The organism is Mesorhizobium dulcispinae (assembly GCF_033977345.1).
GTDB lineage: Bacteria > Pseudomonadota > Alphaproteobacteria > Rhizobiales > Rhizobiaceae > Mesorhizobium > Mesorhizobium dulcispinae.
In genome coordinates this window covers 317,336-343,612 of the sequence record NZ_JAVIIY010000002.1, presented here as the reverse complement: position 1 = coordinate 343,612, position 26,277 = coordinate 317,336, and the positions used below count along the sequence as shown (strand labels likewise).

The window sequence follows — 26,277 nt, the reverse complement described above, 5'->3', positions numbered from 1 at the left end:
GCGCGAAAGACTATGACAAAGCAAACCCGTAAGACCCTTCGTCAGGCTACGATCGCAGTCCCGCTTCTCGCGCTCGGCTTTTACTTCATCCCGATCCTGACGACGATCTGGATCGTCTGCGGTCTGATCGACGTGCTGCGCAACACGAACAGGGATCTGTCCTTGTTCCGCGGCTATTTCCTCGGCAACGGCATCTTCACCTGGCTGCTGTCGCCGTTCAATCTTTTGGTCGACCTGCTTTGCTACCGGAACCCGGGCGTATGGAAGCTGGAGCAGTTTCCTGCAGACTATCAGCGCGAGGTCAACGAGGTTCTCGACGTCTTCAAGGCTCGCAAGGACGAGATCATAGCCGATATCGACGCCAATTTCGGCACCGGCCGGCGCGGCATGTATGTCTATCAGTGGTACGGCAAGCACAAGATCGACAACGTCGCGGAATTCAACAAGGACTTCAAATACATCAAGACCATCGCGGTCTCGGTCTTCAGGGGCAAGGAATCGACGTCCTGGCATTTCGGGCCTCTTCGGCTCAGCCTGCGCATCCTCTACAATCTGTTGCCGGTGAAGGCCGAGATTTTCGTTGAGTGCAATAACGCCAGGAATTACTGGCACGACAATCCGCTCTACATTTTTGACGACACGCTGCTGCACCGTTCGGTCAACGAGTATGACGGGCGCCGTTACTGCGTGTTCATGGACATCATCCGTCCGTCGCCATTCCCCGGCCTCATCGCCGGCCTTCTCGCCATCGTCTCGGTGAGCGTCGAGCGCATCAATTCCATGTTCTACAAGAACTGGAAGATGATCGGCTCGTCCAAGCAGAAGAAGGCGCCGGCCAACTGATCCGTAGGGGCTCCGGAGCTTCGGCCGAAGCTCGTCTTAAACCAACGTCCTATGGCGTTGGCGGACCACAACCTTTAGAACTCTAGGTGTCGGTTATGTTCCTGTGAACATAACGACGGAGCGGAAGGAGGTTCCGCTCACCCGGGAGGATTAGGTTGATCGGACGGCAATCGGCCGTGCATGCGGATCATATCCAGGCCTCGATCGCCGGGAGCGACGCGGCCCATTCGGCACTGGTCGCCTCATGGCGGCGCTCGCTGCAGTTGCACCATCTCGATCCCGCCGAACGCAAGGCGCCAAGGCGGCTGACTGAAGGCGAACTGCGGGACGCCCGGCAGCGCATGGAGCAAATGATCCGCGCCGCCGAGGCGAGCCTCAACCGGCTTTATCTTGCGGTCGGCGGCGTCGGCTGCTGCGTGATGCTGGCGGACCGCGACGGCATTCCGGTGGAGCGGCGGGGCGCCGTCGCCGATGACGAGACGTTCGATGAATGGGGCCTGTGGACCGGCACGGTCTGGAGCGAGGACAGCGAAGGCACCAACGGCATCGGCACCTGCATTGCCGATCAGCGGGCGTTGACCATTCACCGCGACCAGCATTTCTTTTCCCGCAACACGCTCCTCAGTTGCACCACGGCTCCAGTCTATGACCACGAAGGCAATCTGGCCGCCGCGCTTGACGTCTCGTCATGCCGCTCGGACCTGACGGAGGGCTTCGTCCAGCTCATCGCCGTTGCCGTAGGCGATGCCGCGCGGCGCATCGAGGCCGAGAATTTCCGCATGGTGTTTTCCGGCGCCCGCATCCTCCTGGCCCCAGTCGCCGAGCGCAGCGCCGGCGCGCTCATCGCCGTCGACTCGGACGATCTGGTGATCGGCGCGACGCGCTCCGTGCGCCTTGCGCTCGGCATAACGCGCGAAACCCTGGCCAAGGGCTTGCTGGCTGCCGATATCCTTGGCGATCCCGCTAAGGCGGAAGACCTCGACGATGCCGAGCGCGGTGCGCTGCAGCGGGCGATGGCGCGCGCCGGCGGCAATGTCTCGGCGGCCGCCCAAAACCTCGGCATTTCGCGCGCGACGCTGCATCGCAAGCTCGCCCGGTTCAGCATCCGCCGCCCGCATTGATTTGATGATCTGACCTGTCGCAGTTCTGCGACACCCGGCGGTCGCAATCGCTCGGCCCCGGGCTGACAAACCGAACCCCGTCCGCAACCCTTTCCTTCTGACGCGCAGCATCCCGCGGCGTGCTTCTTCGGGAGGAAGTGATGAACAAGGTGGAATTTTCGCGCACGGCCAAGGTTCCCTTCGCCAAGCGTTACGACAACTTCATCGGCGGCAAATGGATGGCGCCGCACTCCGGCAAGTATTTCGAGAACATCTCGCCGGTTACGGGCCGTCCGCTGGGCGAGATCGCCCGCTCGGATGCGACGGACGTCGAGGCAGCGCTCGATGCCGCGCACAAGGCCAAGGATGCCTGGGGCAGGACCAGCCCGGCGGAGCGCGCCCTGACCCTCAATCGCATCGCCGACCGCATGGAAGAGAACCTCGACCTGTTGGCGCTTGCCGAGACCTGGGACAACGGCAAGCCGATCCGCGAAACGACCGCGGCGGACCTTCCTTTGGCCATCGACCATTTCCGCTATTTCGCCGGCGTGCTCCGCAGCCAGGAAGGCTCGATCTCCGAGATCGACCACGACACCGTTGCCTACCATTTCCACGAGCCGCTCGGCGTCGTCGGCCAGATCATTCCCTGGAATTTTCCGCTGCTGATGGCCTGCTGGAAGCTGGCGCCCGCGCTCGCCGCCGGCAATTGCGTGGTGCTGAAGCCGGCCGAGCAGACGCCGGCAACGATCATGCTCTGGGCCGACCTCATTGGCGACCTTCTGCCGGAAGGCGTGCTCAACATCGTCAACGGTTTTGGCCTCGAGGCCGGCAAACCGCTGGCATCGTCGAACCGCATCGCCAAGATCGCCTTCACCGGCGAGACGACGACGGGCCGGCTGATCATGCAATATGCCTCGCAGAACCTGATCCCGGTGACGCTGGAGCTCGGCGGCAAGTCGCCCAACATCTTCTTCCAGGACGTGACGGAAGAGGATGACGACTTCTTCGACAAGGCGATCGAGGGCTTCGTCATGTTCGCCCTCAACCAGGGCGAGGTCTGCACGTGCCCCAGCCGCGCGCTGGTGCATGAGAAGATCTACGACAAGTTCATCGACCGCGCCTTGAGGCGTGTCGAGGCGATCGTTCAGGGCGACCCGCTCGATCCGGCCACCATGATCGGCGCGCAGGCCTCGAGCGAGCAACTGGAGAAAATCCTGTCCTACTTCGACATCGGCCGCGAGGAAGGGGCCGAGGTGCTCACCGGCGGCGAGCAGAACCATCTGCCGGGCGACCTTGCCGGCGGCTATTACGTCAAGCCGACCGTGTTCAAGGGCAACAACAAGATGCGCATCTTCCAGGAGGAGATTTTCGGCCCGGTGGTGTCGGTGACCACCTTCAAGGATGATGACGAGGCGCTGTCGATCGCAAACGACACGCTTTACGGCCTAGGCGCCGGCATCTGGAGCCGCGATGCGAACCGCTGCTATCGCTTCGGCCGCGCCATCCAGGCCGGCCGAGTCTGGACAAACTGCTACCACGCCTATCCCGCGCACGCCGCTTTCGGCGGTTACAAGCAGTCCGGCATCGGCCGCGAGACGCACAAGATGATGCTCGACCACTACCAGCAGACCAAGAACATGCTGGTCAGCTACAGCCCGAAGAAGCTGGGCTTCTTCTGATCCTCCCGGGCGGTAGGCGGGAGGGCACGCCTGTCGTGCCCTCCCACTCTCGAAGGAGGTCCTGATGGACAAGATATCCTTAGGCAAGGTCTCGGCCACCCCGGAGGCCGAGGCGCTGCTAGCTGAGATCATCGCCGATCACGGTCCGGTGCTGTTCCACCAGTCCGGCGGCTGCTGCGACGGGTCCTCGCCGATGTGCTATCCGCGCGGCGAGTTCATCGTCGGCGACAACGACGTGAAGCTGGGCGAGATCGGCGACACGCCGGTCTATATCAGCGCCTCGCAATTCGAGGCCTGGAAGCATACGGACCTCATCATCGACGTCGTGCCGGGCAGGGGCGGCATGTTCTCGCTCGACAATGGCCGTGAAAAACGGTTCCTGACGCGCTCGACGGTCTGCGCCGTGCAGGCGCCGTCTTCCGACAACTGATTGGTTCCATCAGTCCGCGACGATTGGGGTAATCTTCGCGCTTTGTTGGGCCTTTGGCTCGCAAGATGCCTGCCTTAGTGCTATGGCGCCGCTTTCGAACGGAAAAGCGAAGTCATGGCAGGTGTTGAACAGATCACGGTGGAGGCCGGCGAGGCGGGCATGCGGCTCGATCGCTGGTTCAAGGTCCATTATCCGGGCCTCGGCTTCGGCCATCTGCAGAAGCTCTTGCGCTCGGGCCAGGTCCGCGTCGACGGCGGCCGGGTGAAGGCCGACACGCGCGTCGAGCCCGGACAGACCGTGCGCATCCCGCCGCTCGAGGTCGACAAGAAGGGCGATGCCCCGCTCACCGGCCATTCGATCCGCAACCAGGGCGATGCGGATGTGCTGGCCAAGATGTTGTTGCACGAGGACCCGAAAGTCTTCGTCTTCAACAAGCCGGCGGGCTTGGCCGTCCAGGGCGGCTCCGGCGTCACACGCAATGTCGACGACATGCTGGAGGCCTGGCGCAACCAGAAGGGCGAGAAGCCGCGCCTTGTCCACCGGCTCGACCGCGACACTTCCGGCGTGCTGGTCGTTGCCCGCACCCGCCTTGCCGCGATGAAGTTGTCGGAAGCCTTCCGGGCGCGCGAGACCAAGAAGACCTACTGGGCGCTGGTCAAAGGCGTGCCGCCGAAGCGCGAAGACAAGATCTCGACCTGGCTGGTCAAGGAGGCGACGCCTGACGGCGACCGCGTGCGCATTGCCAAGCATGGCGAGAAGGGCGCCGACCACGCCGTTTCCTATTACCGCGTCGTCGAGCAGGCGGCGCAGTCGCTGTCCTGGCTGGAGATGGAACCTTACACCGGCCGCACCCACCAGCTGCGCGTCCACGCCGCCCATATCGGCTGCCCGATCATCGGCGATCCCAAATATTTCGAGGCCGACACCAACTGGGAATTTCCGGGCGGCATCCAGAACCGCCTGCATCTGCATGCGCGCCGCATCGTCATCCCGCATCCCGACCAGGGCGTCATCGACGTGATGGCGCCGATGCCGCCGCATATGCGCCAGAGCTGGAACCTGCTCGGCTTCGACGAGCAGAGCGCGGAGGACGACAATTGAGCCAAGCCGTCGATACGCTCGACCGCCGCGATGCGGTCGACCTGACGGCGGCGGCCATGATGGTCGGGCTGACGCTGTCCTGGGGGCTGAACTACGTCGCCGCCAAGATTTCCTATGCCGGTTACGATCCGGTGTTCGTGTCGATTGCGCGCTCGATCATTGGCGGGCTCTGCGTTCTCGGCTGGTGCCGGCTGCGCGGCATCAAGCTGTTTGAAGCGGACGGGACGCTGACTGCAGGCAGTGTCGTCGGCGTGCTCTTCGGCGTCGAGTTCTTGTTTCTCTATATCGGGCTGGAATACACGACCGTCGCCCGCAACACGCTCCTGGTCAACACCATGCCGTTCTGGGTCTTGATCGGCGGCCATTTTCTGCTTGGCGAGCGCATCAACGCACGCAAGCTTGGCGGCCTCGTGCTTGCCTTCTGCGGTCTGCTGGCCGTGTTCTCCGACGGCATCTTCGGCGGCAGTGACGCGACACTGTCGGGCGATCTGCTCAGCCTCGGGTCGGGCATCCTCTGGGCGTTGACCAGCATCATCATCAAGCGGTCGAAGCTGATCGCGACCAGCGCCGAGAAGCTCCTGCTCTATCAACTGGCGGGCGCCGCCGTCGTCGGCGCCATGGTGCTGCCTTTCGCCGGCCCGCCGATCCGCGAGATCGCTGCATTGCCGACATTGGCTTTGATGTTCCAGTCTTTCTATGTCGTCGCCTTCACCTATGTTTTGTGGTTCTGGCTGCTCACACGCTACCCGGCCGCAGGCCTGTCGAGCTTCGCCTTCTTGTCGCCGGTGTTCGGCGTTCTGTGCGGCGCGGTGCTGTTGGGCGAGCCGCTGACGATCAGGATTTTTCTGGCGCTCGGGCTGATCGCTGCCGGGCTGATCATCGTCAACCGCCCGGCGCGCAGGCAGCCCACAGTGTAAGGAGTTGGACATGCGCGACATCCTCAACGACCTCGAAGCGGGAAAGCAGCTTTCCGATCCCGATCCGGTGCGCCGCGCCCAGATCCAGATGAAGACGCCGCTGCCGAAGCGCTTCTACAAAGCCGTTTCGGTCGAGCCGGTCGAAGGCGGTTTTGCCGTCCATCTCGACGGCAGGCCGGTCCGCACGCCGGGAAAGTCGCTGCTGGTGCTGCCGACCGAAAAAGCCGCGAGGCTGGTGGCTGACGAGTTTTCCGCGCAGAGCGAGGTCATCGACCCCGTGACCATGCCGGTCATGCGCCTTGCCAACACGACTGTCGATGGCGTCGCCAGCGACCCGCAAGCGGTGCTGGAAGATGTCCTGCGTTTCGCGTCGTCAGACCTGCTCTGCTACCGGGCGGACGGCCCGCAAGGGTTGATCGATCGGCAGAACAGGCTTTGGGACCCCGTCCTCGATTGGGCGAGGAGCAGCCTCGGCGCGCGCTTCAACCTTGCCGAGGGTGTCATCCATGTCGAGCAGCCGCGCGAGACGATCGCCGTACTTGGCGCCCATCTTGCCCAGCGCGCCGAGCCGCAGCGTCTGGCCGCGATCCATGTCATGACCTCGCTGACCGGCTCGGCGCTGCTGGCTTTAGCCGTCGATTTCGGCGAGCTCGACGGCGAGGAAGCATGGGCCGCCGGCCATGTCGACGAGGACTGGCAGATCGAGCATTGGGGCCAGGATGCCGAAGCGGTCGCGCGCCGCTCCGCCCGCAAGCGCGACATGATGGCGGCGGTCAGTCTGCTTGAAGCGCTGCAAGCCTAAAGCAATTCCAGGAAAAGTGCGCAGCGGTTTCCGTCCGGAATTGCATAAGAAAAGAAAGCAATTCCAGGAAGCGTGCGCGGCGGTCTTCCGTCCACAATTGCGTAAAGAACTTCGAGTGGATCGAAGATCCACCAGAGATGAGACACCCCAAGTGCCGCGCTCCGCTTTCGCATTGCACCTAATACGAAAGTCATAATCCCATCGTCTTGCTGCCTTTTGTCGGCGCTTTCTGCCATTTTTTCCTTCGTTGGTTGCGTTTTTTGAGTCCGTGTCCGGACGAGTTGCGGACGGTGGCGCGCAGCCATCGAGGACAGACGGGATCCACGGGAGGATATAGCAATGGTAATGGCTTCGACCGTCGGCAGAACAAGCCGCGGCATGACGCGGGAGGAGAAGAAGGTCATCTTCGCCTCCTCGCTCGGCACCGTTTTCGAATGGTACGATTTCTATCTTTACGGCTCGCTGGCTGCCTTCATCGGCGCGACCTTCTTCAGCCCGACCATCCCCGAGGCGACGCGCAACATCTTCGCGCTGCTGGCCTTTGCCGCTGGCTTCCTCGTCCGCCCGTTCGGCGCGCTGGTGTTCGGCCGCCTCGGCGACCTTGTCGGACGCAAATACACCTTCCTCGTCACCATGACGATCATGGGCCTGTCGACCTTCCTGGTCGGCCTGCTGCCCGGCTACGCCAGCTGGGGCATCGCGGCACCCGTGATCCTGATCGGGCTCCGCATGCTGCAGGGCCTGGCGCTCGGCGGCGAGTATGGCGGTGCGGCGACCTATGTCGCCGAGCACGCGCCGGACGATCGCCGCGGCTACTACACCTCCTGGATCCAGACCACGGCGACACTCGGTCTGTTCCTGTCGCTGATCGTCATCCTGATCGTCCAGAGTTCGCTCAGCAAGGAAACCTACGCGTCCTGGGGCTGGCGCATTCCCTTCATCGTCTCATTCCTGCTGCTCGCCGTCTCGATCTGGATTCGGCTGTCGCTCTCGGAGTCGCCGACCTTCCAGCGCATGAAGGAAGAGGGCAAAGGCTCCAAGGCGCCGCTGTCTGAAGCCTTCGGCCAGTGGAAGAACGCCAAGATCGCGCTTTTGGCGCTGCTCGGCCTCACCGCCGGCCAAGCCGTGATCTGGTACAATGGCCAGTTCTACGCGCTGTTCTTCCTGCAGAACGTGCTGAAGGTCGACGCGCAGTCGGTCAACATCATGATCGCCATCGCGCTGGCCGTCGGCTCGATCTTCTTCGTCGTGTTCGGCTGGCTGTCCGACAAGATCGGCCGCAAGCCGATCATCATGGCCGGACTTGCGCTTGGTATTGTCTGCACCTTCCCGCTGTTCAAGGCGCTGACCTGGGCCGCCAACCCGGCTTTGGCCACCGCGCAGCAGAACACGCGCGCGACGGTGACGGCAGCGCCTGGCGACTGCAGGTTCCAGTTCAACCCGGTCGGCACGGCGAAGTTCACGACATCCTGCGATATCGCGACCTCGTTCCTGACCAAGAACTCGGTGCCTTACGACGTCGTCTCGACGGCAGCACCTGGCGCGGCGGCCACGGTCAAGATCGGCAACGAGACGGTGGAATCTTATGATGCCGTCGCCGCCGGCGACCAGGCCAAGGCCAAGGAGGCCGTCTTCCAGAAGGCGGTGAACACGTCGCTGCAGGACGGCGGCTATCCGCTGAAGCGCGCCGCCGCCAAGGTGCCGGACCAGAAGCTCGACGCCTTTATCGCGGCCAATCCGGAACTGAAGCTCGACGCCGCGGCGATCCGCGGCGGCGAGAAGACGACGGTTCCGGCCGACAAGGCGGTCGCCGACAAGCTGCTGACCAAGGACGAGGCGGCCGGCGCGTCGGAGATCACCGTTTACAACATCCCCGGTGGCGGTCCCTTCGCCATGTTTGCCGATCCGGCAGCCATCAACTGGCCGATGACCATCGGCATCCTGTTCATCCTGGTGGTGTTCGTGACGATGGTCTACGGGCCGATCGCCGCGATCCTGGTCGAGATGTTCCCGACCCGCATCCGCTATACCGGCATGTCGCTGCCCTACCATATCGGCAATGGCTGGTTCGGTGGCCTGCTGCCGGCGACGGTGTTCGCGTTCAGCGCCTATAAGGGCGACATCTATTACGGCCTCTGGTACCCGGTGGTGATCGCGGCGATGTCGCTCGTCATCGGCATGATCTTCGTCAGGGACACGCTCGGCACCGACCTGCACGCGAAGCAGTAGCCGATCGGCCGTCTGCCAATGAGAAAGCCCGGCGTGAGCGATCACGCCGGGCTTTTTCATGCAAAAGCGTTGCAGGAGGAGGTCAGCTCTTGCGCTGGTTCTCTTCCTCGACCGCCGCCTCGTGGTACCAGCCGTCGAAATCGGCGTACGTATTGCGCAGCGAGGCAAGCTCTGCCGCGAACTTGGCCTTTGCGCCTAAATTTGAGGCAGACGCGCGGCCTGCAAGCGGGAACATCAGAATTTTGGCCGTGGGACGGGTGGAGACGATCTCCATTGCCGGTCTCCTTTCTTCTTCACGAGCTTTTCGATTCATCTTTCCGGCAATGTAGGTTCTGCGATTCATTTAGGCAATATGCCCATAAAAAGATCAATATTTGCCTAGTATTTATGCATATTTCGGTTCTGATTGATCTCAGCGCAGCGCTGAGGCGGCTCAGCGCATTCCATACGATCTCGTGACCATTTTGCCGCACCCACCGGTTCCCGAGTGGCACACGAATTGCATTTTAACGGTTCGGCAGGCCGGCTCGACCCGGCCATGCGTCGCCACCGTTTGGCGGTGATCAAGCAACGAGAGGCTCTAGAATGACCAAATACAAGCTCGAGTATATCTGGCTCGACGGATACGTCCCGACCCCCAGCCTGCGCGGCAAGACCCAGATCAAGGAATTTGCCGAGTTCCCGACGCTCGAGCAGCTGCCGCTGTGGGGCTTCGACGGCTCCTCCACGAACCAGGCCGAGGGCCATAGCTCCGACTGCGTGCTGAAGCCCGTTGCCGTGTACCCGGATCCGGCCCGCACCAACGGCGTGCTGGTGCTTTGCGAAGTGATGATGCCGGATGGCGTGACGCCGCATGTCTCCAACAAGCGCGCCACCATCCTGGACGACGAAGGCGCCTGGTTCGGCTTCGAGCAGGAATATTTCTTCTACAAGGATGGCCGTCCGCTCGGCTTCCCCGAGACCGGCTATCCGGCCCCGCAAGGGCCTTATTACACCGGCGTCGGCTACAAGAACGTCGGCTCGGTGGCGCGCCAGATCGTCGAGGAGCATCTCGACCAGTGCCTTGCCGCCGGCATCAATCACGAAGGCATCAACGCCGAAGTGGCCAAGGGCCAGTGGGAGTTCCAGATCTTCGGTAAAGGCTCCAAGAAGGCCGCTGACCAGATGTGGATGGCCCGCTATCTGCTGCAGCGCCTGACTGAGAAATACGGCATCGACATCGAGTTCCACTGCAAGCCGCTCGGCGACACCGACTGGAACGGCTCGGGCATGCATTGCAACTTCTCGACCGCCTACATGCGCGAGGTTGGCGGCAAGGCTTATTTCGAGGCGCTGATGGCGCAGTTCGACAAGAACCTGATGGACCACATCGCCGTCTACGGCCCGGACAACGACAAGCGCCTGACCGGCAAGCACGAGACCGCGCCGTGGAACAAGTTCTCCTACGGCGTCGCCGACCGCGGCGCCTCGATCCGCGTGCCGCATTCCTTCGTCAAGAACGACTACAAGGGCTATCTGGAAGACCGTCGCCCGAACTCGCAGGGCGACCCCTACCAGATCGCCTCGCAGGTCCTGAAGACGATCTCGCAGGTTCCGACCGCTGCCGTTTCGGCTGCGGCCTGATCTCTTTCACGCCGCGGGCCCGCACGCCCGCGGCGTGACGTGAATGACAAAAAGCCCCGGCGGGAGAACGCCGGGGCTTTTTTGCATGGAGATTGCATTCGAGACCGGTCGCCGCGCTGCCGTCAGCCGGCGATCAAGCCACGCGATTTGAGCGCCGCCACCACCTTGGCATGCGGCAGGGCAGGGCTGCGGTTGCCGTCGCGGCCGATCATGTCGGTGTTGGCGGTCAGCGCGTTGAGTACGGCCTCCTCGGCGGCCTGGACCACAGCGGTGTAGAAATCGTCCATGCGGCCCCAGGGAATGAACTCCATACGGCTGTAGCTCTGCTCCGTCGGCGCGCCCTTCGGAAAGCGACCGTTGAGCGCATCGCGATTGGCGGTCGAGAAAGCGAGAAAAATATCGCCGGAAAAATGCGAACCGGCGGTGCCGGTGCGTGCCAGGCCGAGCGGCACGCGACGGGCGAGCGCCTTGCATTGGCCGGGCAGCAGCGGCGCGTCGGTGGCGACGATGCCGATGCAGGAGCCGGCGCCCGTCGGTCCGCCGCTGAAATAGGCTTCCATCGGATTGTCGGCCGCGAGCTCATGCCCCAGCGGCACGCCGGCGATGCTGATCTCCTGGCGCGAGCCGAAATTGGCCTGCAGGAAGACGCCGACCGTATAGCAGCGATGGCCGTAATCGACGATTCGCGACGCGCTGCCTGACCCGCCCTTGAAGGCATAGCAGTTCATGCCGGTGCCGCCGCCGACCGAGCCTTCCTCGATGGCGCCGCCGGCCGCATTGGCGATCGCCTCGATCGCGTGGTCGACGGTGACATGCGAGCCGTTGATGTCGTTGAGATACCCGTCCCAGGTCTCGGCCACCACCGGCAGCAGCCATTGGGTGGCGACCTCAGGCTTGTTGCGCGCCACCCAGTCGACGACCCCGCGATGGCAGGGACCCACCGCATGCGTGTTGGTGATCAGGATCGGCATGTTGAGGCTGCCGGCTTCCTCCAGCCATGAGGCGCCGGTCATCTCGCCATTGCCGTTGAAGGAATGATAGCCGGCTGCGCAAGCGGTGCCGACGCCGTCGCGGCCGAGCGGCAGGATCGCGGTGACGCCGGTGCGGACCGGCCCGTGGCCAAGGCTGAGCCTGCCTTCGCCCTTGACGAGGGTCGAATAGCCGACGAGCACGCCCTCGACGTCGGTGATGGCGTTTGCCGGGCCCGGCGTGCCGGGCAGGGGAATGCCGAGGCCCCGTGCGCGCGTCTTGCCGGTAGGCGTCGTGGTCGAGGCTGCTCGTTGGTCCATGCTGAAAATGCTCCGTTGAAGAAAGCCGGCTCAGCGAAGACTGCAGCCGGTCGCAAGCTCGGCGTAGCTGGTGAGGATCGTCAGCGCCGAAACATGGTCGACGGCCGGCACCACGTTGACGAGATGGAGGCCAAGCCCGTCTTCCAGCACAACCAGGCTGCGGGCGATGACCTCGCTGGCGACGTTGAGCTTGAAGATGCCGGTGGCGGCGCCGGCTTCGAGAATGCCGACATAGATCGCCACCTGGCGCTCGAACAAAGTGATGTGGCGGGCGGCGTAGCTGGCATCCGAGCGCGAATAGGCGCCGAGCTCCAGAAGAAGCCGGCAAAGCTGGTCGTCGGGGTCGGTCGGCAGGCCGCTTTCAAGCATCGTCTTCAGCCGCGCCCGCGGATCGGCGATCGCGGCGACCGCCGCGGCGCGTTGCGTGCAGAAGCGCTCGACAGCCTTTGTCTGCACGTCGTCCAGAAGCTCCTTGAGGCCCGGATAGTAGTAGAGCAGGGCGCTCGAGCTCATGCCCGCCTCGTTGGCGACGTCGCGCAAGGTGACGCCGGCGAGGCCGCGCTTGGCGATCATCGATTCCGCTGCCGCGACCAGCGTCAGGCGGCGATCGGTCTGTGTCTTGGGTCTGCCCATTTCATTTCCTGAATTTGATTCAATTAAAACTGGTGAGTGATTTTTTGCAAGTCGGTATATGGCATATTTGTTGACGATATGTGTCGACGCGGATAGGTTCCGTTGCGGATAGTAATTTTTATCTAATTAAAAAAAAGGGGAGGAAAATGTCCACAAACGAAGCCGCCACGGCGACCGTCGACAAGACCGCGTCCGGCACCAAGGGTCTGGACCGGGCACTGAATGCGTTGGGCACGCTGATGATCGTGCTTTCCGCGGTGACGCCGGCCTCGTCCGTTTTCATCATCGTGCCGGGCGTCATTGCTTTGGCCGGCACCGGCTCGTTCCTGAGCTTCGTAATTGCGGCCGTCATCGGCCTGTTCATGGCCTTCGTCTATGCCGAGCTTTCGTCCGCCTATCCGATGGCCGGCGGCGAATACACCATGATCGGCCGCACGCTCGGCCGCTTCTGGGGCTTCGTCACGCTGGTGCTGGTGTTCGTGTCGATCGTCTTGATCGTCGCCGTCATCGCGCTCGGCGTCGGCACCTATCTCGGCGTCCTCATTCCCAATCTCAGCCCGCAATGGGTCGGCGTGGCGACGATCGCGCTGGCCGGCATCGTTGCCGCCATGCGCATCAAACTGAACGCCCTGGTCACCGGCATCTTCCTTGGCATCGAAATGCTGGCGCTGCTGATCCTGACCGGCCTGGGCTTTGCCAATGTCGAGCGGCCGATCTCCAGCCTGTTCACCGCGTCGCAACTGCTCGACGCCACGACCAACACGCTGGTTCCGGCCTCCGCCGCCATCATCCTGGCGTCCACCGCCGTGTCGCTCTTCGCTTACAACGGCTACGGCGCGGCCGCTTATTTCGGCGAGGAGACGCACGACGCCAGGCGCAACATCGGCAAGGTGGTGCTCTGGGCGCTGGTGATCACGGTTGCCGCCGAACTCATTCCGCTCACCGCCGTGCTGCTCGGCGCGCCGGATCTCCTCGGCCTGCTCTCAGCACCCCAGAAGATCGAGTACTTCCTCGAGGCGCGCGGCGGCCATTGGCTGACTGTGGCGATCAGCCTGGCGATCGCGGTGGCCATCTTCAACGCCGTCATCGCCATCATCCTGCAGGCAGCGCGGCTCCTGTTCAGCTCCGGCCGCGACAAGACCTGGTTCGGGCCGATCAACAACGCGGTCGCGTCAGTCCACGGCAGCTATGCATCGCCATGGGTCGCCACCATCGTGGTCGCGGTGCTGGCAGCGCTCGCCTGCTTCATCGACCTCAACCTTCTGCTGGTCGTCAGCGGCACCTCGCTGGTGGTGATCTACGCACTGCTTTGCGTCGCCGTCTTCGCCGGCCGCCGCAACGGCACGACCTCGGGCGGCCACTACCGCATGCCGCTGTTCCCGGTGCCGGCGATCCTCGCTTTCCTGGCGCTGATCTACGTCGCCTACCAGAACCTGTTCGACGCCGCCTTCGGTCGCCCGAGCCTGATCGCGACTTTGGCGATCATGGTCGTCGCGGCAATCTACTACATGCTGTTCCTGTCGCGGCGCGCCGATTGGACTCTGCACGGCCCCGACGAGCTTGCGGGATAGACTTCAGCCCTCCGAGCGTCTGTCCATGCGAGAACCCCGGCTTTCGCCGGGGTTCTTTTTTGTCGGGAATGCAGTCACTTAGACCGAGTAGTACATGTCGTACTCGACCGGATGCGGGGTCATTTCGAAGCGCATGACTTCCGCCATCTTCAGCTCGATGTAGGAGTCGATCTGATCGTCGTCGAAGACGCCGCCGGCCTTCAGGAAGCCGCGGTCCTTGTCGAGGCTCTGCAGCGCCTCGCGCAGCGAGCCGCAGACGGTCGGGATCTTCTTCAGCTCCTTCGGCGGCAGGTCGTAGAGATCCTTGTCCATCGGCTGTCCGGGATGGATCTTGTTCTTGATGCCGTCGAGGCCGGCCATCAGCATCGCGGCGAAGCCGAGATAGGGGTTCGCGCCCGGATCGGGGAAGCGGACCTCGACGCGTTTCGACTTCGGCGACGAGCCGAACGGAATGCGGCAGGAGGCCGAGCGGTTGCGCGCCGAATAGGCGAGCAGCACCGGCGCTTCATAACCCGGCACCAGACGTTTGTAGGAGTTGGTGAGCGGGTTGGTGAAGGCGTTGATCGCCTTGGCATGCTTGATGATGCCGCCGATATAGAACAGGCAGGTCTCCGACAGGCCGGCATATTCGTTGCCGGCGAAGGTCGGCTTGCCGCCCTTCCAGATCGACTGGTGGACGTGCATGCCCGAGCCGTTGTCGCCGAACACCGGCTTCGGCATGAAGGTGGCCGTCTTGCCATAGGCATTGGCGACCTGGTGCACGACATACTTGTAGATCAGCATCTTGTCGGCGTTGCGCACCAGCGTGTCGAACTTGATGCCGAGTTCGTGCTGGGCGGCGGCGACCTCATGGTGGTGCTTTTCGACACGCACGCCCATCTCGGCGAGCACGGTCAGCATCTCGGAACGCATGTCCTGGCAGGAGTCGACCGGCGGCACAGGGAAATAGCCGCCCTTGATGCGCGGACGATGGCCGAGGTTGCCGGTCTCGTAGTCGGTGTCGTCGTTGGACGGCAGCTCGGTCGAGTCAAGGCGGAATCCGGTGTTGTAGGGGTCGACCTTGTACTTGACGTCGTCGAACACGAAGAACTCGGCTTCCGGACCGACATAGACCGTGTCGCCGATGCCTTCCGACTTCATGTAGGCCTCGGCCTTCTTGGCGGTGCCGCGCGGGTCGCGGTTGTAGGCCTCGCCGGAGACCGGATCGAGAATGTCGCACAGGATGACCATGGTCGACTGGGCAAAGAACGGATCCATATGGACGGTATCGGTGTCCGGCATCAGCACCATGTCGGACTCGTTGATCGCCTTCCAGCCGGCGATCGAGGAACCGTCGAACATGACGCCGTCGGCGAACATGTCTTCCTCGACCTCGACGACATCCATCGTCACATGCTGCAGCTTGCCCCTCGGATCGGTGAAGCGCAGGTCGACGAACTTAACGTCGTTGTCCTTGATCTGCTTCATGATGTCTTTGGCTGTCGTCATGTCATGTATCCCTGTGTGATGACGTTTTTTGATGATGACGGTTCAGGAAAGAGGAAGGGTGGGGAGGGGTGTCAGACAGCATCCATCCCGGTCTCGCCGGTGCGGATGCGCACGACTTCCTCGATGTTGGAGACGAAGATCTTGCCGTCGCCGATGCGGCCGGTCTGCGCCGCCTTGCGTATGGCTTCGATGGCGCCTTCGACCGCGTCGTCGCCGAGCACGACCTCGATCTTCACCTTGGGCAGGAAGTCGACGACATATTCGGCGCCCCGATAGAGCTCGGTATGGCCTTTCTGCCGGCCGAAGCCTTTGGCTTCAGTGACGGTGATGCCCTGCAGCCCGGCCTCCTGAAGCGCTTCCTTCACTTCGTCCAGCTTGAATGGCTTGATGATCGCTTCGATCTTTTTCATCTAGAAAATGGCCTCCACTGCCAAAGAGACGGGTTGTGTGCCCCGCTTGCGCCTCCATCAAGCACGAAGCGTGCCAATTTCCGGTGGTTGGAGACGGTGTCGGGCGATTCAGATGCCATGCCGCACCCGAATGCAAATTCGCGTCATCCGCTGCATTGGATGCGTCATCGACGCCCAAAGCCTATACATCGCTCCTCCATCCGTCTGCGCAAAAATTGAGCAGATAGCGTAATTTGCAGGCAGATGCCCCTCCAGGCGCCGCCGCTTTGGGGTGGTGTTCGGCCGTCGCCGTTTGCTTCGAACCGCAAATCGGACAATGCTTGATCGGATGGAGATCGGCAATCCCATGCGCAATGAACTTCTTTCGCCGGCCGAGATGGCCGAAGCAGACCGGCTGGCGATTGCGGAAGGTCCGCTCGACGGCTACGGATTGATGCAACGCGCCGGCGAGGCCGTCGCGGCCGTGGTGCTGGCGCGTTACCCGGCGGCCAAACGGATGCACGTGCTGTGCGGCCCCGGCAACAATGGCGGCGACGGCTACGTCGTGGCGCGCTTGCTCCAGGAAAGCGGTGTCAACGTTGCGTTGTGGGAATCGGGTGAGCCACGGGCGGGCAGCGATGCCGCGTTGGCGGCAGCCGATTGCCCGCTGGAGCCCAAACCTCTATCCGCCTTCGCAGCCGAAACAGGCTCGCTCGTGGTCGACGCACTGTACGGAGCGGGGCTCTCGAAAGCCACGGCGGGCGACGCCGCCAGGGCGATCCGGATCTCGACGGATCTTGGCTTGCCGGTCGTCGCCATAGATCTGCCTTCCGGCGTTTCCGGCGAAAGCGGCGCCATCCTCGGCAGCGCATTTCGCGGAGCCGTTACCGTGACCTTCGCGCGAAAGAAGCCGGGGCATCTGCTTTTGCCCGGCCGCGGGCAATGCGGCGAGATCGTGCTTGCAGACATAGGCATCGGCGACGGCATCATCGCCCGGATCGCGCCGCGAACCTTCGATAATGTGCCGGCGCTCTGGCTGCCTGCCTTTCCGGTCCCAGCTGTCGATGCGCATAAATACCGGCGTGGCCACGCCAGCATCTTTTCCGGCGGGCCGTCGGCGACAGGTGCCGCGCGCCTGACGGCGCTGGCGGCCGCTCGCAGCGGGGCAGGGGCGGTGACCGTGCTTTCGCCGGCGAACGCCATGCAGGTGAACGCCGCGCATCTGACCTCGATCATGCTGCGCAAGGTCGATGCGGTTGTCGATCTCGGAGCATTCCTCACCGATCGTCGCCCCTCGTCCTTTGTGCTCGGCCCGGGGTTTGGCATCGGCGAAAAGGCGCGCGATTTCGCGCTTGCGCTGCTCGGCGCCGGGCAAGCGCAGGACTCCGGCGTTGAAGGGCTGGTGCTCGACGCTGACGGCATCACCTCGTTTCGCGACGAGCCTGAGACACTGTTCCAGGCGGCCCACGGATCCGGCGCTCCGGCGCTGGTGATGACGCCGCATGAGGGTGAATTCGGCCGGCTGTTCCCTGACATGGCGGACGACAAGGCGCTTTCGAAACTCGCCAAGGCGCGTGCGGCGGCGGCACTGGCCAACGCCATCGTCATCTATAAGGGGGCCGATACGGTTATCGCCGCGCCGGATGGCCGCGCCGCGATCAACAGTAACGGCGCGCCATGGCTTGCCACCGCGGGCTCCGGCGACGTGCTGGCGGGCATCGTCGCCGGGCTGCTGGCGCAGGGCATGCCGGCGTTCGAGGCGGCCTGCGCGGCCGTGTGGATACACGCCGAAGCCGGCAGCCGGTTCGGACCCGGCCTGATCGCGGATGATCTGCCGCTGGCGATGGTGCCGGTGCTGCGCGAGCTGATGGAGAGCACCGCGAGATGAAGCGGCTGGTTTTCCTTGTCGCGGCTATCATCATGGACGCATTCCTGGCTCAGACGGCGCATGCCACCGACCGCCCGGTCACCATCGTCGACGATCCGCAGGTGCTCGCCAGGCTCGACGCCAAGGGCTTCGACTTCGCCGGCATTTTGGCGTCAGCGGCAAGGACGACCTGAAAACACTCTACGATGGGCGCCGGCCTATCATGCGATCGTCGAGACCGTGGCCGCCGATGTCGCCGCGCTGCGCGCTGAGATGAAGGCCGGCGGGAGGACGCTCTATGAAGTGACCGACGGCAATGTCGGCCGCATCATCGACATGCGCTGGCTGAAGACCGATGCGGCGCGCTTCCGACTGGTCGGCGTCGTCAACCGGCTCGACCGGCGCGATTTCGCAGGCCCCGGCGGGGAAGCGGGCTGCGGCGAGGTGCGCCGCCTACCGCGTCGCTGCTCGCCGACCTACTTCTTGTTCCAGATGCGCATCGACAACCATGCGACGCCATGGGCGAAGACCGCCCGTGCGGGCATAAGCGTGGGTTTTGGCGCCGCAGCGGAAGAATAAACGGTCATGCCGACCGGGGGTATTTCCTGACCGTTGTCGTGAGCGCCTCGAGCACGCTCTGCTCGCTGATGCCGCGCGTGTTCACAATCCAGCTCGGTGTAGAAATCGGCGGCTCGATGAAGGTTACCTGCTCGTTCACGGGTCCGTGCACGTAGGATCGGTTCGAGCCGAAGATGAGCACGCTTGGAACACCCAAGGCGCCGGCTGCATGGGAGATACCACCATCAACGCCGAGAAAGGCGGTGGAGGCAGCAATCTGCTGCATAGCTTCCGCAATGTCCGGCGTCGAGGTGAAGTCGATCGCCTCAGGCAACGAGGCGCGAATCTGGGCCGCAGCCTTTCGTTCGCGCGGACCGCCGACAAGCCAGACGGACCAGCCCCGTTCGATATGATGTCGTGCGATCGAGACGAAGCGCTCCGGCGGCCAGGAGCGCATGTTCTCGAAGTCGGACGTATAGAGGCAAAGCACCGGCCTTGCCGGGTCGATCCCGTTGCGCCGGCGCCAGCTTTCAACGTCTTCGGCGGATACCGCCAATCGCGGAGCAGGCAGCTGCTTTTCCTCGGCAGGCTGCTTGCCGAGGAGAGCTATTGCACAGACCTGTTCGACAAGCCGTGTCTTGCGCGGGCCGAAAGCCACGAAGGTTTTCGGCCATCCGGCCGGCAACCGGTTGACGATGCCGAACTGGAACTCGCGCGGATAGCCAATGCGCTCGGGAATGCCCGCCAGCCACGGCACAAAGGCCGCCTTGGTGCTGCTGGTGAGCAGATAGGCTGCCTGATAGTTCTCCCGGCGGAGTTCGCGCGCCAGCCGCGCCCGCTCCCTGAGACCGGGGTTCCAATGCTTTTCGACGGTCCAAGCCTTCCGGACAAGCGGCATCAATCGCGCCAGCGGCGCGGCGAGCGGCGAGGTGATGACATCGATCGGGTGCCCGGGAAACGTCTCGGCTATGATCTGAACTGCCGAATGGCAACGGATGAAGTCGCCGATCGCCGGCAAGCAGAACACTAGAATGGGACGCAACGCGCGATACCTTTTCGATCCGACACAGTCGCCGCGAGCGGCAAGCACGCCGGTTCCTTGTCACGGAAGCGCTTCGCCATCAAGGATACGGGCATAGAGTTCCAGATAAGCCTTCGCGGCTTTCGCGATCGGGAACCTGTCGGCGGCCGATTCACGGCATTTGTGTGGGCACAGATCTGCGATCTCGGCAAGGCCGCGGGCGAACTCCTCGTCGCTCTCGAAGAACCGGCCCGTGTCCGCGTCCACCGTCTCCGGCAAGGCGCCACGCGCGGTGGTCAAAACGGGCGTGCCGCACAGCATGGCCTCCACCGGCGCATTGCCGAAGGGCTCTTCCCAGGCGATCGGATTGAGGAAGGCCTTCGCCGCGCCGAGCAGACGCAGCTTCTCCTCGCCGTCGACGACGCCGTTGAAGCGATAGCGGCGCGAAAGGCTTTTGAAGAAGACACCCTCGCGGCGGGTCTGGCTTCGGCCCAGCAGCTTCCACCGCGAGCCGCCGGCGATATCGAGGGCAAAGTCGAATTTGCTGGCAAGGTCGACGGCGCGGTTCAGGCCCTTTCCGGCGCGCGCAATGGCCGCCATGAAAAGGAGGCGATCGTTCTTCGATTTGCCAAGCCGATAGTCATCCACCGGAAATCCGTTGTGGACGAAAGTCTTGCGACCATGCAGTTGGGCGTGCCGGGCGCTGATGAAGCTCCAGTTCGGTTGCGGCCGCGGATAGTTCGGCAAATGGCCGCGTTCGGTGTTGAGGGTTGGGAAAGGAACCTCGATCTTCCACGCGTGAAGGTGGACGATCTGGGTTTCCGGCGGGATCGCCGCGCGGCATTCGGCATCGCTCGCCGCATGCCGCACCTCGCACAATGGATGTGACGATCCAGGGCCAGCCACGAGGACGACACGGTGGCCCTGCCTGACCAGTTCAGTGGCCAGCCAGTCGACTTGACGCTCTATCCCGCCATAGCCTTTGCACGGAATAACGCCCTTTGTTGCAAGGGTTATTAGCATTTCATTACTGCCCATCACATTAATGTGATTAGAGGTTGCTAGTTGTCAACCTCCTGCGACGGGTTGGGTGGGGCAGAGTTCCAAGTGCCGGCGGCCGGCTTGGCCAACAAGTTCTACCGATCCAGGTGGTCGGCAACCCTCGACGTCCATTCGCCGTCGAAGTGGCGGACTCGCTCTGCAACCAACTCGCTGCGCCAGATGAGAAGCGGGATGAAGAGGGGAAAGGCAAAAATAAGGACGGCAAACCTGCCGAAACGCTCACCGGCCAGAAGGATCAGTCGTGACATCGCCGCCTCACAGCGGAATGTTGTCGTGCTTCTTCCAGGGGTTCTGCATATCCTTGTTGCGCAGCATGCGCAGTGCACGCGCGACACGGCGGCGGGTCGAGTGCGGCATGATGACTTCATCGACATAGCCGCGCTCGGCCGCGACGAAGGGCGACAGGAAGCGATCCTCGTAAGCCTTTGTGTGGGCCGCGATCTTTTCCGCGTTGCCGATATCCTTGCGGTAGATGATTTCGACCGCGCCCCTTGCGCCCATCACCGCGATCTGCGCGGTCGGCCAGGCATAGTTCATGTCGCCGCGCAGGTGCTTTGACGCCATGACGTCATAGGCCCCGCCATAGGCCTTGCGGGTGATCACGGTGATCTTCGGCACGGTGGCCTCGGCATAGGCGAAGAGCAGTTTCGCGCCATGCTTGATCAGCCCGCCATATTCCTGCGCAGTGCCGGGCAGGAAGCCCGGAACGTCGACGAAAGTGACGATCGGGATCGAGAAGCAATCACAGAAGCGAACGAAGCGCGCCGCCTTGCGGCTGGCGTCGGAATCGAGCACGCCGGCCAGCACCATCGGCTGGTTGGCGACGAAGCCGACGGTGCGACCATCGACGCGGCCGAAGCCGGTGACGATGTTCTTGGCGAAGCTCGCCTGGATCTCGAAGAAGTCGCCCTCGTCGACGACCTTCAGGATCAGTTCCTTGATGTCGTAGGGCTTGTTGGCGTTGTCGGGGATCAGCCGATCGAGCGACATGTCGTGATCCGTCACCGACTGATAGCATTCGATCTCGGGGATCTCGGCGGTGTTGGATGCCGGCAACAGATCCACCAGCCGCCGCATCTGCAGCAGCGCCTCGACGTCGTTGTCATAGGCGCCGTCGGCGATCGAGGACCTTGTCGTGTGCACCGTGGCGCCGCCGAGGCTTTCGGCCGTCACGGTCTCGTTGGTCACCGTCTTCACTACATCCGGCCCGGTGACGAACATGTAGGAGGTGTCGCGCACCATGAAGATGAAATCGGTCATCGCCGGCGAATAGACGTCGCCGCCTGCGCAAGGGCCCATGATCAGCGAAATCTGCGGAATGACGCCGGAGGCAAGCACGTTGCGCTGGAAAATCTCGGCATAGCCGCCGAGCGCCGCCACGCCCTCCTGGATGCGGGCGCCGCCGGCATCGTAGAGGCCGATGATCGGCGCGCGGTTGCGCAGCGCCATCTCCTGAACCTTGACCACCTTCTCGGCATGAGCCTCCGACAGCGAGCCGCCGAACACGGTGAAATCCTTGGCGAACAGATAGACAGGACGCCCATTGACGGTGCCCCAGCCGGTGACGACCCCGTCGCCGGCGATCTTGGTCTTCTCCATGCCGAAATCAGTCGAGCGGTGCTCGACATACATGTCGAACTCCTCGAACGAGCCCTCGTCGAGGAACACCTCGATGCGCTCGCGGGCGGTGAGCTTGCCTTTCTTGTGCTGAGCCTCGATCCGCTCCTTGCCGCCGCCCATGCGGGCGATCTCGCGGCGGCGCTCGAGTTCCTTCAGCACGTCTTTCATCGCTACCCCCAAAAAGGAAAGGTGATTTGTGGTAATCGCGAGGGGAGCCGAGCGCAAGCGGCGCTTTTCGGTCGCTGTTATGCTGCATTGCAACATGACCTCTTGCATTTCGGGCCGGACTCGGCCATATGCTGCGGCATAGGCGCTTGGGCCGGAACTGACCGGCTTTCTCCATGCATTGAGACTGGTTGCGTCTGTTTTCCCTCTTTACGGCAAGTCGGCCCCTCTGTCCGGCAGTCGACAAGGTGGCGAAAAAGCCCCGCGGCATGAAGCTCGCGGGCACGACAGCGCAGCCGCGCGGACATCCGGTCCGCCGCCTTGTCGTTTCCTCACAATTTTTCGACGGCAGGTTGCGCCCTGCCGCCGTCGCTGTTTGCGGCCACAGGGCCGCGTGAAAGAAGATTATTTTGACCAACGAAAACCAGGCGGAACAGAACGGTTTCGCCGCCCTCGGAATCACCGGCGCGCTGCTCAAGGCCGCCAACATCGCAGGCTTCACCGAACCGAAGCCGATCCAGTCTCAAGCGATCCCGCCGCAGCTCGAAGGCCGCGACATATTCGGCATCGCCCAGACCGGTTCGGGCAAGACGGCGGCCTTCGCGCTGCCGATCCTGTCGAAGATCATCGGGCTCGGCACCAAGCGCCGGCCGAAGACGGCGCGCGCGCTGATCCTGGCGCCGACGCGCGAGCTCGCCGTGCAGATCGAGGAGACGATCAAGCTGCTCGCCAAGGGCGCGCATATCTCGACCGCGCTCGTGCTCGGCGGTGTCTCCCGTTACAGCCAGGTGAAGAAGATCGGCCCCGGCGTCGACATCCTGATCGCTACGCCGGGTCGCCTGACCGATCTCGTGCGCGAGGGCGACCTCATCCTTGCCGACACCAAATGGCTGGTGCTCGACGAGGGCGACCGCATGCTCGACATGGGCTTCATCAACGACGTCAAGCGCATCGCCAAGGCGACCGCGCCGGACCGCCAGACCGCGCTGTTCTCGGCTACCATGCCGAACGAGATCGCTGAGCTCGCCAAGGGCCTGCTGAAGGATCCGGTCCGCATCGAGGTCTCGCCGCAGAGCACAACGGCGGCCGAGATCGTGCAGAGCGTGGTGCTCGCGCGCACCAAGCAGAAGCGCCAGGTGCTGTCGAAAATGCTGGCCGACGAGGCGATGCGCTCGGTGATCGTGTTTTCGCGCACCAAGCACGGCGCAGACCGCGTCACCAAGGACCTTGCCCGCGACGGTTTCAACGCCGCCGTCATCCACGGCAACAAGTCGCAAAACGCCCGCCAGAAGGCGCTCAACGATTTCCGCGACGGTTCGGTGCGCATCCTGGTCGCAACCGATATCGCCGCGCGCGGCATCGACGTGCCCGGTATCAGCCATGTCGTGAACTTCGACCTGCCGGACGAGGCGGAAAGCTATGTCCACCGCATCGGCCGCACCGGCCGCAACGGCAGGGACGGCATTGCGATCACGCTTTGCGATCCCTCGGAAAACGGCAAGCTGAGGCAGGTCGAGCGCATCATCCGCATGAAGCTGCCGGTTGTCGCAGATCATCTCGGCAGCCCCGATCCGCAGCGCGATCCGAAGGAAAGGACCGAGCGTCATTTCGAGCCGGCCAATGACCGCGAGCATCATGGCGGGCGCCGTGACGGCCGCCGGCCCGGCAGCGGCGACAGCGGCAAGAAGCGTTTCGGCGGCAAGCCCAATGGCGAGCGCCAATTCGCGCCGAAGCCGCAGGGCGAACGCCCCATGGCCGCCAAGCCGAATGGCGAGCGCAAGCCTGACGGCTTCAAGCGCTTCAAGGGCAACAACAAGCGCCGCTTCGGCGGCAAGCGGCCGGCGAACCGGGCCGCTTAAGTTCCATCTTTGAGTTTCACCAGGAACCGAAAGACGACACGGCCGGGGCAGCGCTCCGGCCGTTTCTCGTTTCACTGGCCTGATTGTTGCTGCATCAACGCCTTCACCCACACCACGATCCGCTCGGTAAGAAAGGCCGTGGTCTGCGGCGACAGCGCATCGCCGGCAATGACGTGATTGTCCCGGTCGCCCGTATCGTCGACCGGCACCAGCTCGTGGGCGCCTCCCCAGCGGCCGGCGATCTCGCGCGTGCGGTCGGGCCGCACCACCTTGTCGGCATCGGAGAAGATGAACAGGGCAGGGACGGTCGCTTTCTCGACCTGCGCGCCATAGGCGAGATCGGTGAGTGCGGCCATCGGCAGCGTCGCCGCCATCGGATATTTCGTGGTCCAGAATTTTTCGTGCAGCGCGTTGCGCGGCGGAAAGCTGCGCTCCTTGCCGCCGACAAGCTCGGCGATCTCTCTGCCCCAGGGCATGGTGAGCAACTCGGCGCCGGACGCCTTGACGCCGAAATTCGGCGAGATGAATGCGATTGCTGCGACGCCGTCAGAGGCGCCCGGCTGGGTTGCGGCCCATGTCGCCAGCGAGCCGCCGGTCGAGGTGGCGATGACGATCACCTTGTCACCGATGGCGCGGCCGATCGCCAGCGCCTCCTCATAGTCGTTGATCCAGGCATTGACGCTGCCTTTGGCCATGGCCGCACCGTCCTGCCCGTGGCCGGTCAGGCGCGTGTAGAAGAGATTGGCGTCGAGCGCGTCGGCGACGTCGTCCGGCAGCGGGCGGACCTCTCCCTTCGACGCCGAAAAGCCGTGGATGTAGACGATCGCAAGCTTCGTCTTGGCGTGAACCATCGGGTTCGCCCAGATGATCTCCTTGTCCAGCCCGTCGCGGATATTGGGCACAGCCGCTTCTTCATGCGCCAGATAGGCCTGCGGATCGTCGCCGATCACCGAAGGATCGAAACGGATCGTCGTGTCGACGGCCACGCGTGGGCCGAGAACGAAACCGGCGACCAAGATGAGGGCGAGACCCAATACCGCAAGCAAGATCCGTCGCCCCATCGCCGACTCCAAGCAACAATTCTCAACCTATGGCCGCATCCGCCGGCAGGCAATCGCAGTTCGCCGGGCTTATTTCGCATTGTCCGATGATGCGCTCGTCTCGCTCGGTGTCTTGCGATCGAAAAACAGCGGCCGCGCCTTCCAGCTGGTCGTCAGGCTGATGACGAGGCGACCAATCGGACGCGGCAGCAGACTAAGCAGCTTCAAAGGCCAGCTAATGTGATAGGGGAAAGTGACTTCGAAGCCGCCTTTCCTGATGCCGCGCGCCATGCGGCGCGATGCACGTTGCACAGGCATCAGGCTTGGCATGGGCAACGTATTCTTTTCCGTCAGCGGCGTGTCGACGAATCCCGGATTGATCACCTGGATACGGATGTTCATCTTGTCGAAATCGTATTTCAGCGATTCCGCCAGGATGTTGATCGCCGCCTTGGTGCCGCCATAAGCCGCGGTGGTCGGCCAGCCGGAATAGGCCGTGACCGATCCGACCAGGACAACATGCCCGCGCCCCCGTGTGCGCATGTAGTCGACCACGGGCACCAGGCCGTTGACGATGCCGAAATAATTGACGGCGAAGGAACGATGAAAATCGCGCACCACCAGGTGCTCGCCGGGAGTGGCGATGTAGTTGCCGGCGTTGAAGACGGCGAGCACGATCGGCCCCATCTCGTTCTCGATCGCGGCGGCCGTCCGCGCCATCCCTTCTTCGTCGGTCACGTCGCAGGGGAATGATTTCACATGGCCGGTCATCTGGGCCGTCTCGACCAGCAGCGTGTCGGCTGGGTCACTCGGCAGCGCCGTCACCGCCACGGTATAGCCCTGCCGTGCGAGGTCCTTGGCCAGCGCCCGGCCGAGGCCGCTGCTGCCGCCCGTGATCCAGGCGACACCGTCTTTCGGGTTGGCCCGGTAGAGTGTCATTGAAAGCCCTGCGAATTGTCTGGGTCGGCGCATGACCCCGAAAACCGGTACC

Annotated in this window: 26 protein-coding genes; 14 read left to right on the top strand and 12 right to left on the bottom strand. The window is 63.5% G+C overall.

Annotated elements, in window-relative coordinates:
• Window positions 1-12: 12 nt before the first annotated feature.
• From RFN30_RS06305 to RFN30_RS06275, 7 genes are all read left to right on the top strand, one after another.
• On the top strand, window positions 13-843 hold the full coding sequence (locus tag RFN30_RS06305) for an aspartyl/asparaginyl beta-hydroxylase domain-containing protein (protein ID WP_320261267.1): 831 nt from the start codon (window positions 13-15) through the stop codon (window positions 841-843).
• A 155-nt stretch (window positions 844-998) separates the two neighbouring features.
• Entirely contained in the window at window positions 999-1,964 is a 966-nt protein-coding gene (locus RFN30_RS06300) for a helix-turn-helix domain-containing protein (protein ID WP_320261266.1), read from the top strand.
• Window positions 1,965-2,104: 140 nt separating this feature from the next.
• Entirely contained in the window at window positions 2,105-3,622 is a 1,518-nt protein-coding gene (gene adh, locus RFN30_RS06295) for an aldehyde dehydrogenase (RefSeq protein ID WP_320261265.1), read from the top strand.
• A gap of 64 nt (window positions 3,623-3,686) precedes the next feature.
• Window positions 3,687-4,052 (top strand): DUF779 domain-containing protein, encoded by a 366-nt coding sequence (locus RFN30_RS06290; protein WP_320261264.1) that lies wholly within the window; start codon window positions 3,687-3,689, stop codon window positions 4,050-4,052.
• 114 nt (window positions 4,053-4,166) lie between these two features.
• Window positions 4,167-5,153: an RluA family pseudouridine synthase gene (locus RFN30_RS06285; protein ID WP_320261263.1), complete on the top strand. Its 987-nt coding sequence runs from the start codon at window positions 4,167-4,169 to the stop codon at window positions 5,151-5,153.
• A 56-nt stretch (window positions 5,154-5,209) separates the two neighbouring features.
• Window positions 5,210-6,070, top strand: a complete 861-nt coding sequence (locus RFN30_RS06280; protein ID WP_320261548.1) for a DMT family transporter — start codon at window positions 5,210-5,212, stop codon at window positions 6,068-6,070.
• Window positions 6,071-6,080: 10 nt separating this feature from the next.
• On the top strand, window positions 6,081-6,872 hold the full coding sequence (locus RFN30_RS06275; RefSeq protein WP_320261262.1) for an ATP12 family chaperone protein: 792 nt from the start codon (window positions 6,081-6,083) through the stop codon (window positions 6,870-6,872).
• Here the strand turns inward: RFN30_RS06275 and RFN30_RS06270 are convergent.
• The gene (locus RFN30_RS06270; protein ID WP_320261560.1) at window positions 6,869-7,276 is read right to left on the bottom strand and encodes a hypothetical protein; all 408 of its coding nucleotides are present in this window, start codon (window positions 7,274-7,276) and stop codon (window positions 6,869-6,871) included. The two genes, RFN30_RS06275 and RFN30_RS06270, sit on opposite strands and share 4 nt — an antisense overlap.
• Between RFN30_RS06270 and RFN30_RS06265 the strand changes: the two genes are divergently transcribed.
• On the top strand, window positions 7,212-9,101 hold the full coding sequence (locus RFN30_RS06265) for an MFS transporter (protein ID WP_320261261.1): 1,890 nt from the start codon (window positions 7,212-7,214) through the stop codon (window positions 9,099-9,101). The genes RFN30_RS06270 and RFN30_RS06265 overlap by 65 nt on opposite strands.
• A gap of 82 nt (window positions 9,102-9,183) precedes the next feature.
• Here RFN30_RS06265 and RFN30_RS06260 read toward each other — a convergent pair whose 3' ends face one another.
• Window positions 9,184-9,375, bottom strand: a complete 192-nt coding sequence (locus tag RFN30_RS06260) for a DUF2735 domain-containing protein (RefSeq protein WP_320261260.1) — start codon at window positions 9,373-9,375, stop codon at window positions 9,184-9,186.
• Between the two features lie 311 nt (window positions 9,376-9,686).
• Between RFN30_RS06260 and RFN30_RS06255 the strand changes: the two genes are divergently transcribed.
• On the top strand, window positions 9,687-10,724 hold the full coding sequence (locus RFN30_RS06255; RefSeq protein ID WP_127858203.1) for a glutamine synthetase beta-grasp domain-containing protein: 1,038 nt from the start codon (window positions 9,687-9,689) through the stop codon (window positions 10,722-10,724).
• A gap of 122 nt (window positions 10,725-10,846) precedes the next feature.
• Here the strand turns inward: RFN30_RS06255 and RFN30_RS06250 are convergent, their stop codons facing one another.
• Together RFN30_RS06250 and RFN30_RS06245 are read right to left on the bottom strand one after the other, a co-directional pair.
• Window positions 10,847-12,013, bottom strand: coding sequence for a DmpA family aminopeptidase (locus tag RFN30_RS06250; RefSeq protein ID WP_320261259.1), 1,167 nt, complete (start codon window positions 12,011-12,013; stop codon window positions 10,847-10,849).
• Window positions 12,014-12,043: 30 nt separating this feature from the next.
• Window positions 12,044-12,646 (bottom strand): TetR/AcrR family transcriptional regulator, encoded by a 603-nt coding sequence (locus RFN30_RS06245; RefSeq protein WP_320261258.1) that lies wholly within the window; start codon window positions 12,644-12,646, stop codon window positions 12,044-12,046.
• Between the two features lie 146 nt (window positions 12,647-12,792).
• On the opposite strand from RFN30_RS06245, the gene RFN30_RS06240 reads away from it, so the two are divergent.
• Entirely contained in the window at window positions 12,793-14,217 is a 1,425-nt protein-coding gene (locus RFN30_RS06240; protein ID WP_320261257.1) for an APC family permease, read from the top strand.
• Window positions 14,218-14,295: 78 nt separating this feature from the next.
• On the opposite strand, the gene glnA is transcribed toward RFN30_RS06240, so the two are convergent.
• Entirely contained in the window at window positions 14,296-15,705 is a 1,410-nt protein-coding gene (gene glnA / locus RFN30_RS06235; protein ID WP_126100258.1) for a type I glutamate--ammonia ligase, read from the bottom strand.
• A gap of 71 nt (window positions 15,706-15,776) precedes the next feature.
• Window positions 15,777-16,115: a P-II family nitrogen regulator gene (locus RFN30_RS06230; RefSeq protein ID WP_006205430.1), complete on the bottom strand. Its 339-nt coding sequence runs from the start codon at window positions 16,113-16,115 to the stop codon at window positions 15,777-15,779.
• A 346-nt stretch (window positions 16,116-16,461) separates the two neighbouring features.
• Between RFN30_RS06230 and RFN30_RS06225 the strand changes: the two genes are divergently transcribed.
• From RFN30_RS06225 to RFN30_RS06215, 3 genes are read left to right on the top strand one after another with little or no spacing between them, the layout of a single operon-like run.
• A complete protein-coding gene (locus tag RFN30_RS06225; protein WP_320261256.1) occupies window positions 16,462-17,982 on the top strand; it encodes an NAD(P)H-hydrate dehydratase in 1,521 nt (506 codons plus the stop codon).
• Window positions 17,979-18,155, top strand: coding sequence for a hypothetical protein (locus RFN30_RS06220; RefSeq protein ID WP_320261255.1), 177 nt, complete (start codon window positions 17,979-17,981; stop codon window positions 18,153-18,155). The genes RFN30_RS06225 and RFN30_RS06220 overlap by 4 nt, the downstream gene beginning before the upstream one ends.
• Before the next feature lie 46 nt (window positions 18,156-18,201).
• The gene (locus RFN30_RS06215) at window positions 18,202-18,540 is read left to right on the top strand and encodes a hypothetical protein (RefSeq protein WP_320261254.1); all 339 of its coding nucleotides are present in this window, start codon (window positions 18,202-18,204) and stop codon (window positions 18,538-18,540) included.
• 4 nt (window positions 18,541-18,544) lie between these two features.
• On the opposite strand, the gene waaF is transcribed toward RFN30_RS06215, so the two are convergent.
• From waaF to RFN30_RS06195, 4 genes are all read right to left on the bottom strand, one after another.
• On the bottom strand, window positions 18,545-19,561 hold the full coding sequence (gene waaF / locus RFN30_RS06210; protein ID WP_320261253.1) for a lipopolysaccharide heptosyltransferase II: 1,017 nt from the start codon (window positions 19,559-19,561) through the stop codon (window positions 18,545-18,547).
• Between the two features lie 60 nt (window positions 19,562-19,621).
• Window positions 19,622-20,410 (bottom strand): glycosyltransferase, encoded by a 789-nt coding sequence (locus tag RFN30_RS06205; protein WP_320261547.1) that lies wholly within the window; start codon window positions 20,408-20,410, stop codon window positions 19,622-19,624.
• A 266-nt stretch (window positions 20,411-20,676) separates the two neighbouring features.
• Window positions 20,677-20,850, bottom strand: coding sequence for a hypothetical protein (locus RFN30_RS06200; protein WP_320261252.1), 174 nt, complete (start codon window positions 20,848-20,850; stop codon window positions 20,677-20,679).
• 7 nt (window positions 20,851-20,857) lie between these two features.
• Complete coding sequence (locus tag RFN30_RS06195) at window positions 20,858-22,390, bottom strand: acyl-CoA carboxylase subunit beta (RefSeq protein ID WP_320261251.1); 1,533 nt, start codon at window positions 22,388-22,390, stop codon at window positions 20,858-20,860.
• A 407-nt stretch (window positions 22,391-22,797) separates the two neighbouring features.
• Between RFN30_RS06195 and RFN30_RS06190 the strand changes: the two genes are divergently transcribed.
• The gene (locus tag RFN30_RS06190) at window positions 22,798-24,246 is read left to right on the top strand and encodes a DEAD/DEAH box helicase (RefSeq protein WP_320261250.1); all 1,449 of its coding nucleotides are present in this window, start codon (window positions 22,798-22,800) and stop codon (window positions 24,244-24,246) included.
• 71 nt (window positions 24,247-24,317) lie between these two features.
• Here the strand turns inward: RFN30_RS06190 and RFN30_RS06185 are convergent, their stop codons facing one another.
• Together RFN30_RS06185 and RFN30_RS06180 are read right to left on the bottom strand one after the other, a co-directional pair.
• Complete coding sequence (locus RFN30_RS06185; RefSeq protein ID WP_320261249.1) at window positions 24,318-25,307, bottom strand: alpha/beta hydrolase; 990 nt, start codon at window positions 25,305-25,307, stop codon at window positions 24,318-24,320.
• A gap of 69 nt (window positions 25,308-25,376) precedes the next feature.
• Entirely contained in the window at window positions 25,377-26,225 is an 849-nt protein-coding gene (locus RFN30_RS06180) for an SDR family oxidoreductase (protein ID WP_320261248.1), read from the bottom strand.
• Between the last annotated feature and the right edge of the window lie 52 nt (window positions 26,226-26,277).

Coding starts and splice junctions, on each gene's coding strand:
- RFN30_RS06185 (WP_320261249.1), bottom strand. CDS start 25,307: ATGGGGCGACGGATCTTGCTTGCGGTATTGGGTCTCGCCCTCATCTTG.
- RFN30_RS06285 (WP_320261263.1), top strand. CDS start 4,167: ATGGCAGGTGTTGAACAGATCACGGTGGAGGCCGGCGAGGCGGGCATG.
- RFN30_RS06230 (WP_006205430.1), bottom strand. CDS start 16,115: ATGAAAAAGATCGAAGCGATCATCAAGCCATTCAAGCTGGACGAAGTG.
- RFN30_RS06180 (WP_320261248.1), bottom strand. CDS start 26,225: ATGACACTCTACCGGGCCAACCCGAAAGACGGTGTCGCCTGGATCACG.
- RFN30_RS06255 (WP_127858203.1), top strand. CDS start 9,687: ATGACCAAATACAAGCTCGAGTATATCTGGCTCGACGGATACGTCCCG.
- RFN30_RS06240 (WP_320261257.1), top strand. CDS start 12,793: ATGTCCACAAACGAAGCCGCCACGGCGACCGTCGACAAGACCGCGTCC.
- RFN30_RS06260 (WP_320261260.1), bottom strand. CDS start 9,375: ATGGAGATCGTCTCCACCCGTCCCACGGCCAAAATTCTGATGTTCCCG.
- RFN30_RS06245 (WP_320261258.1), bottom strand. CDS start 12,646: ATGGGCAGACCCAAGACACAGACCGATCGCCGCCTGACGCTGGTCGCG.
- RFN30_RS06220 (WP_320261255.1), top strand. CDS start 17,979: ATGAAGCGGCTGGTTTTCCTTGTCGCGGCTATCATCATGGACGCATTC.
- glnA (WP_126100258.1), bottom strand. CDS start 15,705: ATGACGACAGCCAAAGACATCATGAAGCAGATCAAGGACAACGACGTT.
- adh (WP_320261265.1), top strand. CDS start 2,105: ATGAACAAGGTGGAATTTTCGCGCACGGCCAAGGTTCCCTTCGCCAAG.
- RFN30_RS06275 (WP_320261262.1), top strand. CDS start 6,081: ATGCGCGACATCCTCAACGACCTCGAAGCGGGAAAGCAGCTTTCCGAT.
- RFN30_RS06280 (WP_320261548.1), top strand. CDS start 5,210: ATGATGGTCGGGCTGACGCTGTCCTGGGGGCTGAACTACGTCGCCGCC.
- RFN30_RS06225 (WP_320261256.1), top strand. CDS start 16,462: ATGCGCAATGAACTTCTTTCGCCGGCCGAGATGGCCGAAGCAGACCGG.
- RFN30_RS06290 (WP_320261264.1), top strand. CDS start 3,687: ATGGACAAGATATCCTTAGGCAAGGTCTCGGCCACCCCGGAGGCCGAG.
- RFN30_RS06250 (WP_320261259.1), bottom strand. CDS start 12,013: ATGGACCAACGAGCAGCCTCGACCACGACGCCTACCGGCAAGACGCGC.
- RFN30_RS06200 (WP_320261252.1), bottom strand. CDS start 20,850: ATGTCACGACTGATCCTTCTGGCCGGTGAGCGTTTCGGCAGGTTTGCC.
- RFN30_RS06305 (WP_320261267.1), top strand. CDS start 13: ATGACAAAGCAAACCCGTAAGACCCTTCGTCAGGCTACGATCGCAGTC.
- RFN30_RS06195 (WP_320261251.1), bottom strand. CDS start 22,390: ATGAAAGACGTGCTGAAGGAACTCGAGCGCCGCCGCGAGATCGCCCGC.
- RFN30_RS06265 (WP_320261261.1), top strand. CDS start 7,212: ATGGTAATGGCTTCGACCGTCGGCAGAACAAGCCGCGGCATGACGCGG.
- RFN30_RS06270 (WP_320261560.1), bottom strand. CDS start 7,276: ATGACCTTCTTCTCCTCCCGCGTCATGCCGCGGCTTGTTCTGCCGACG.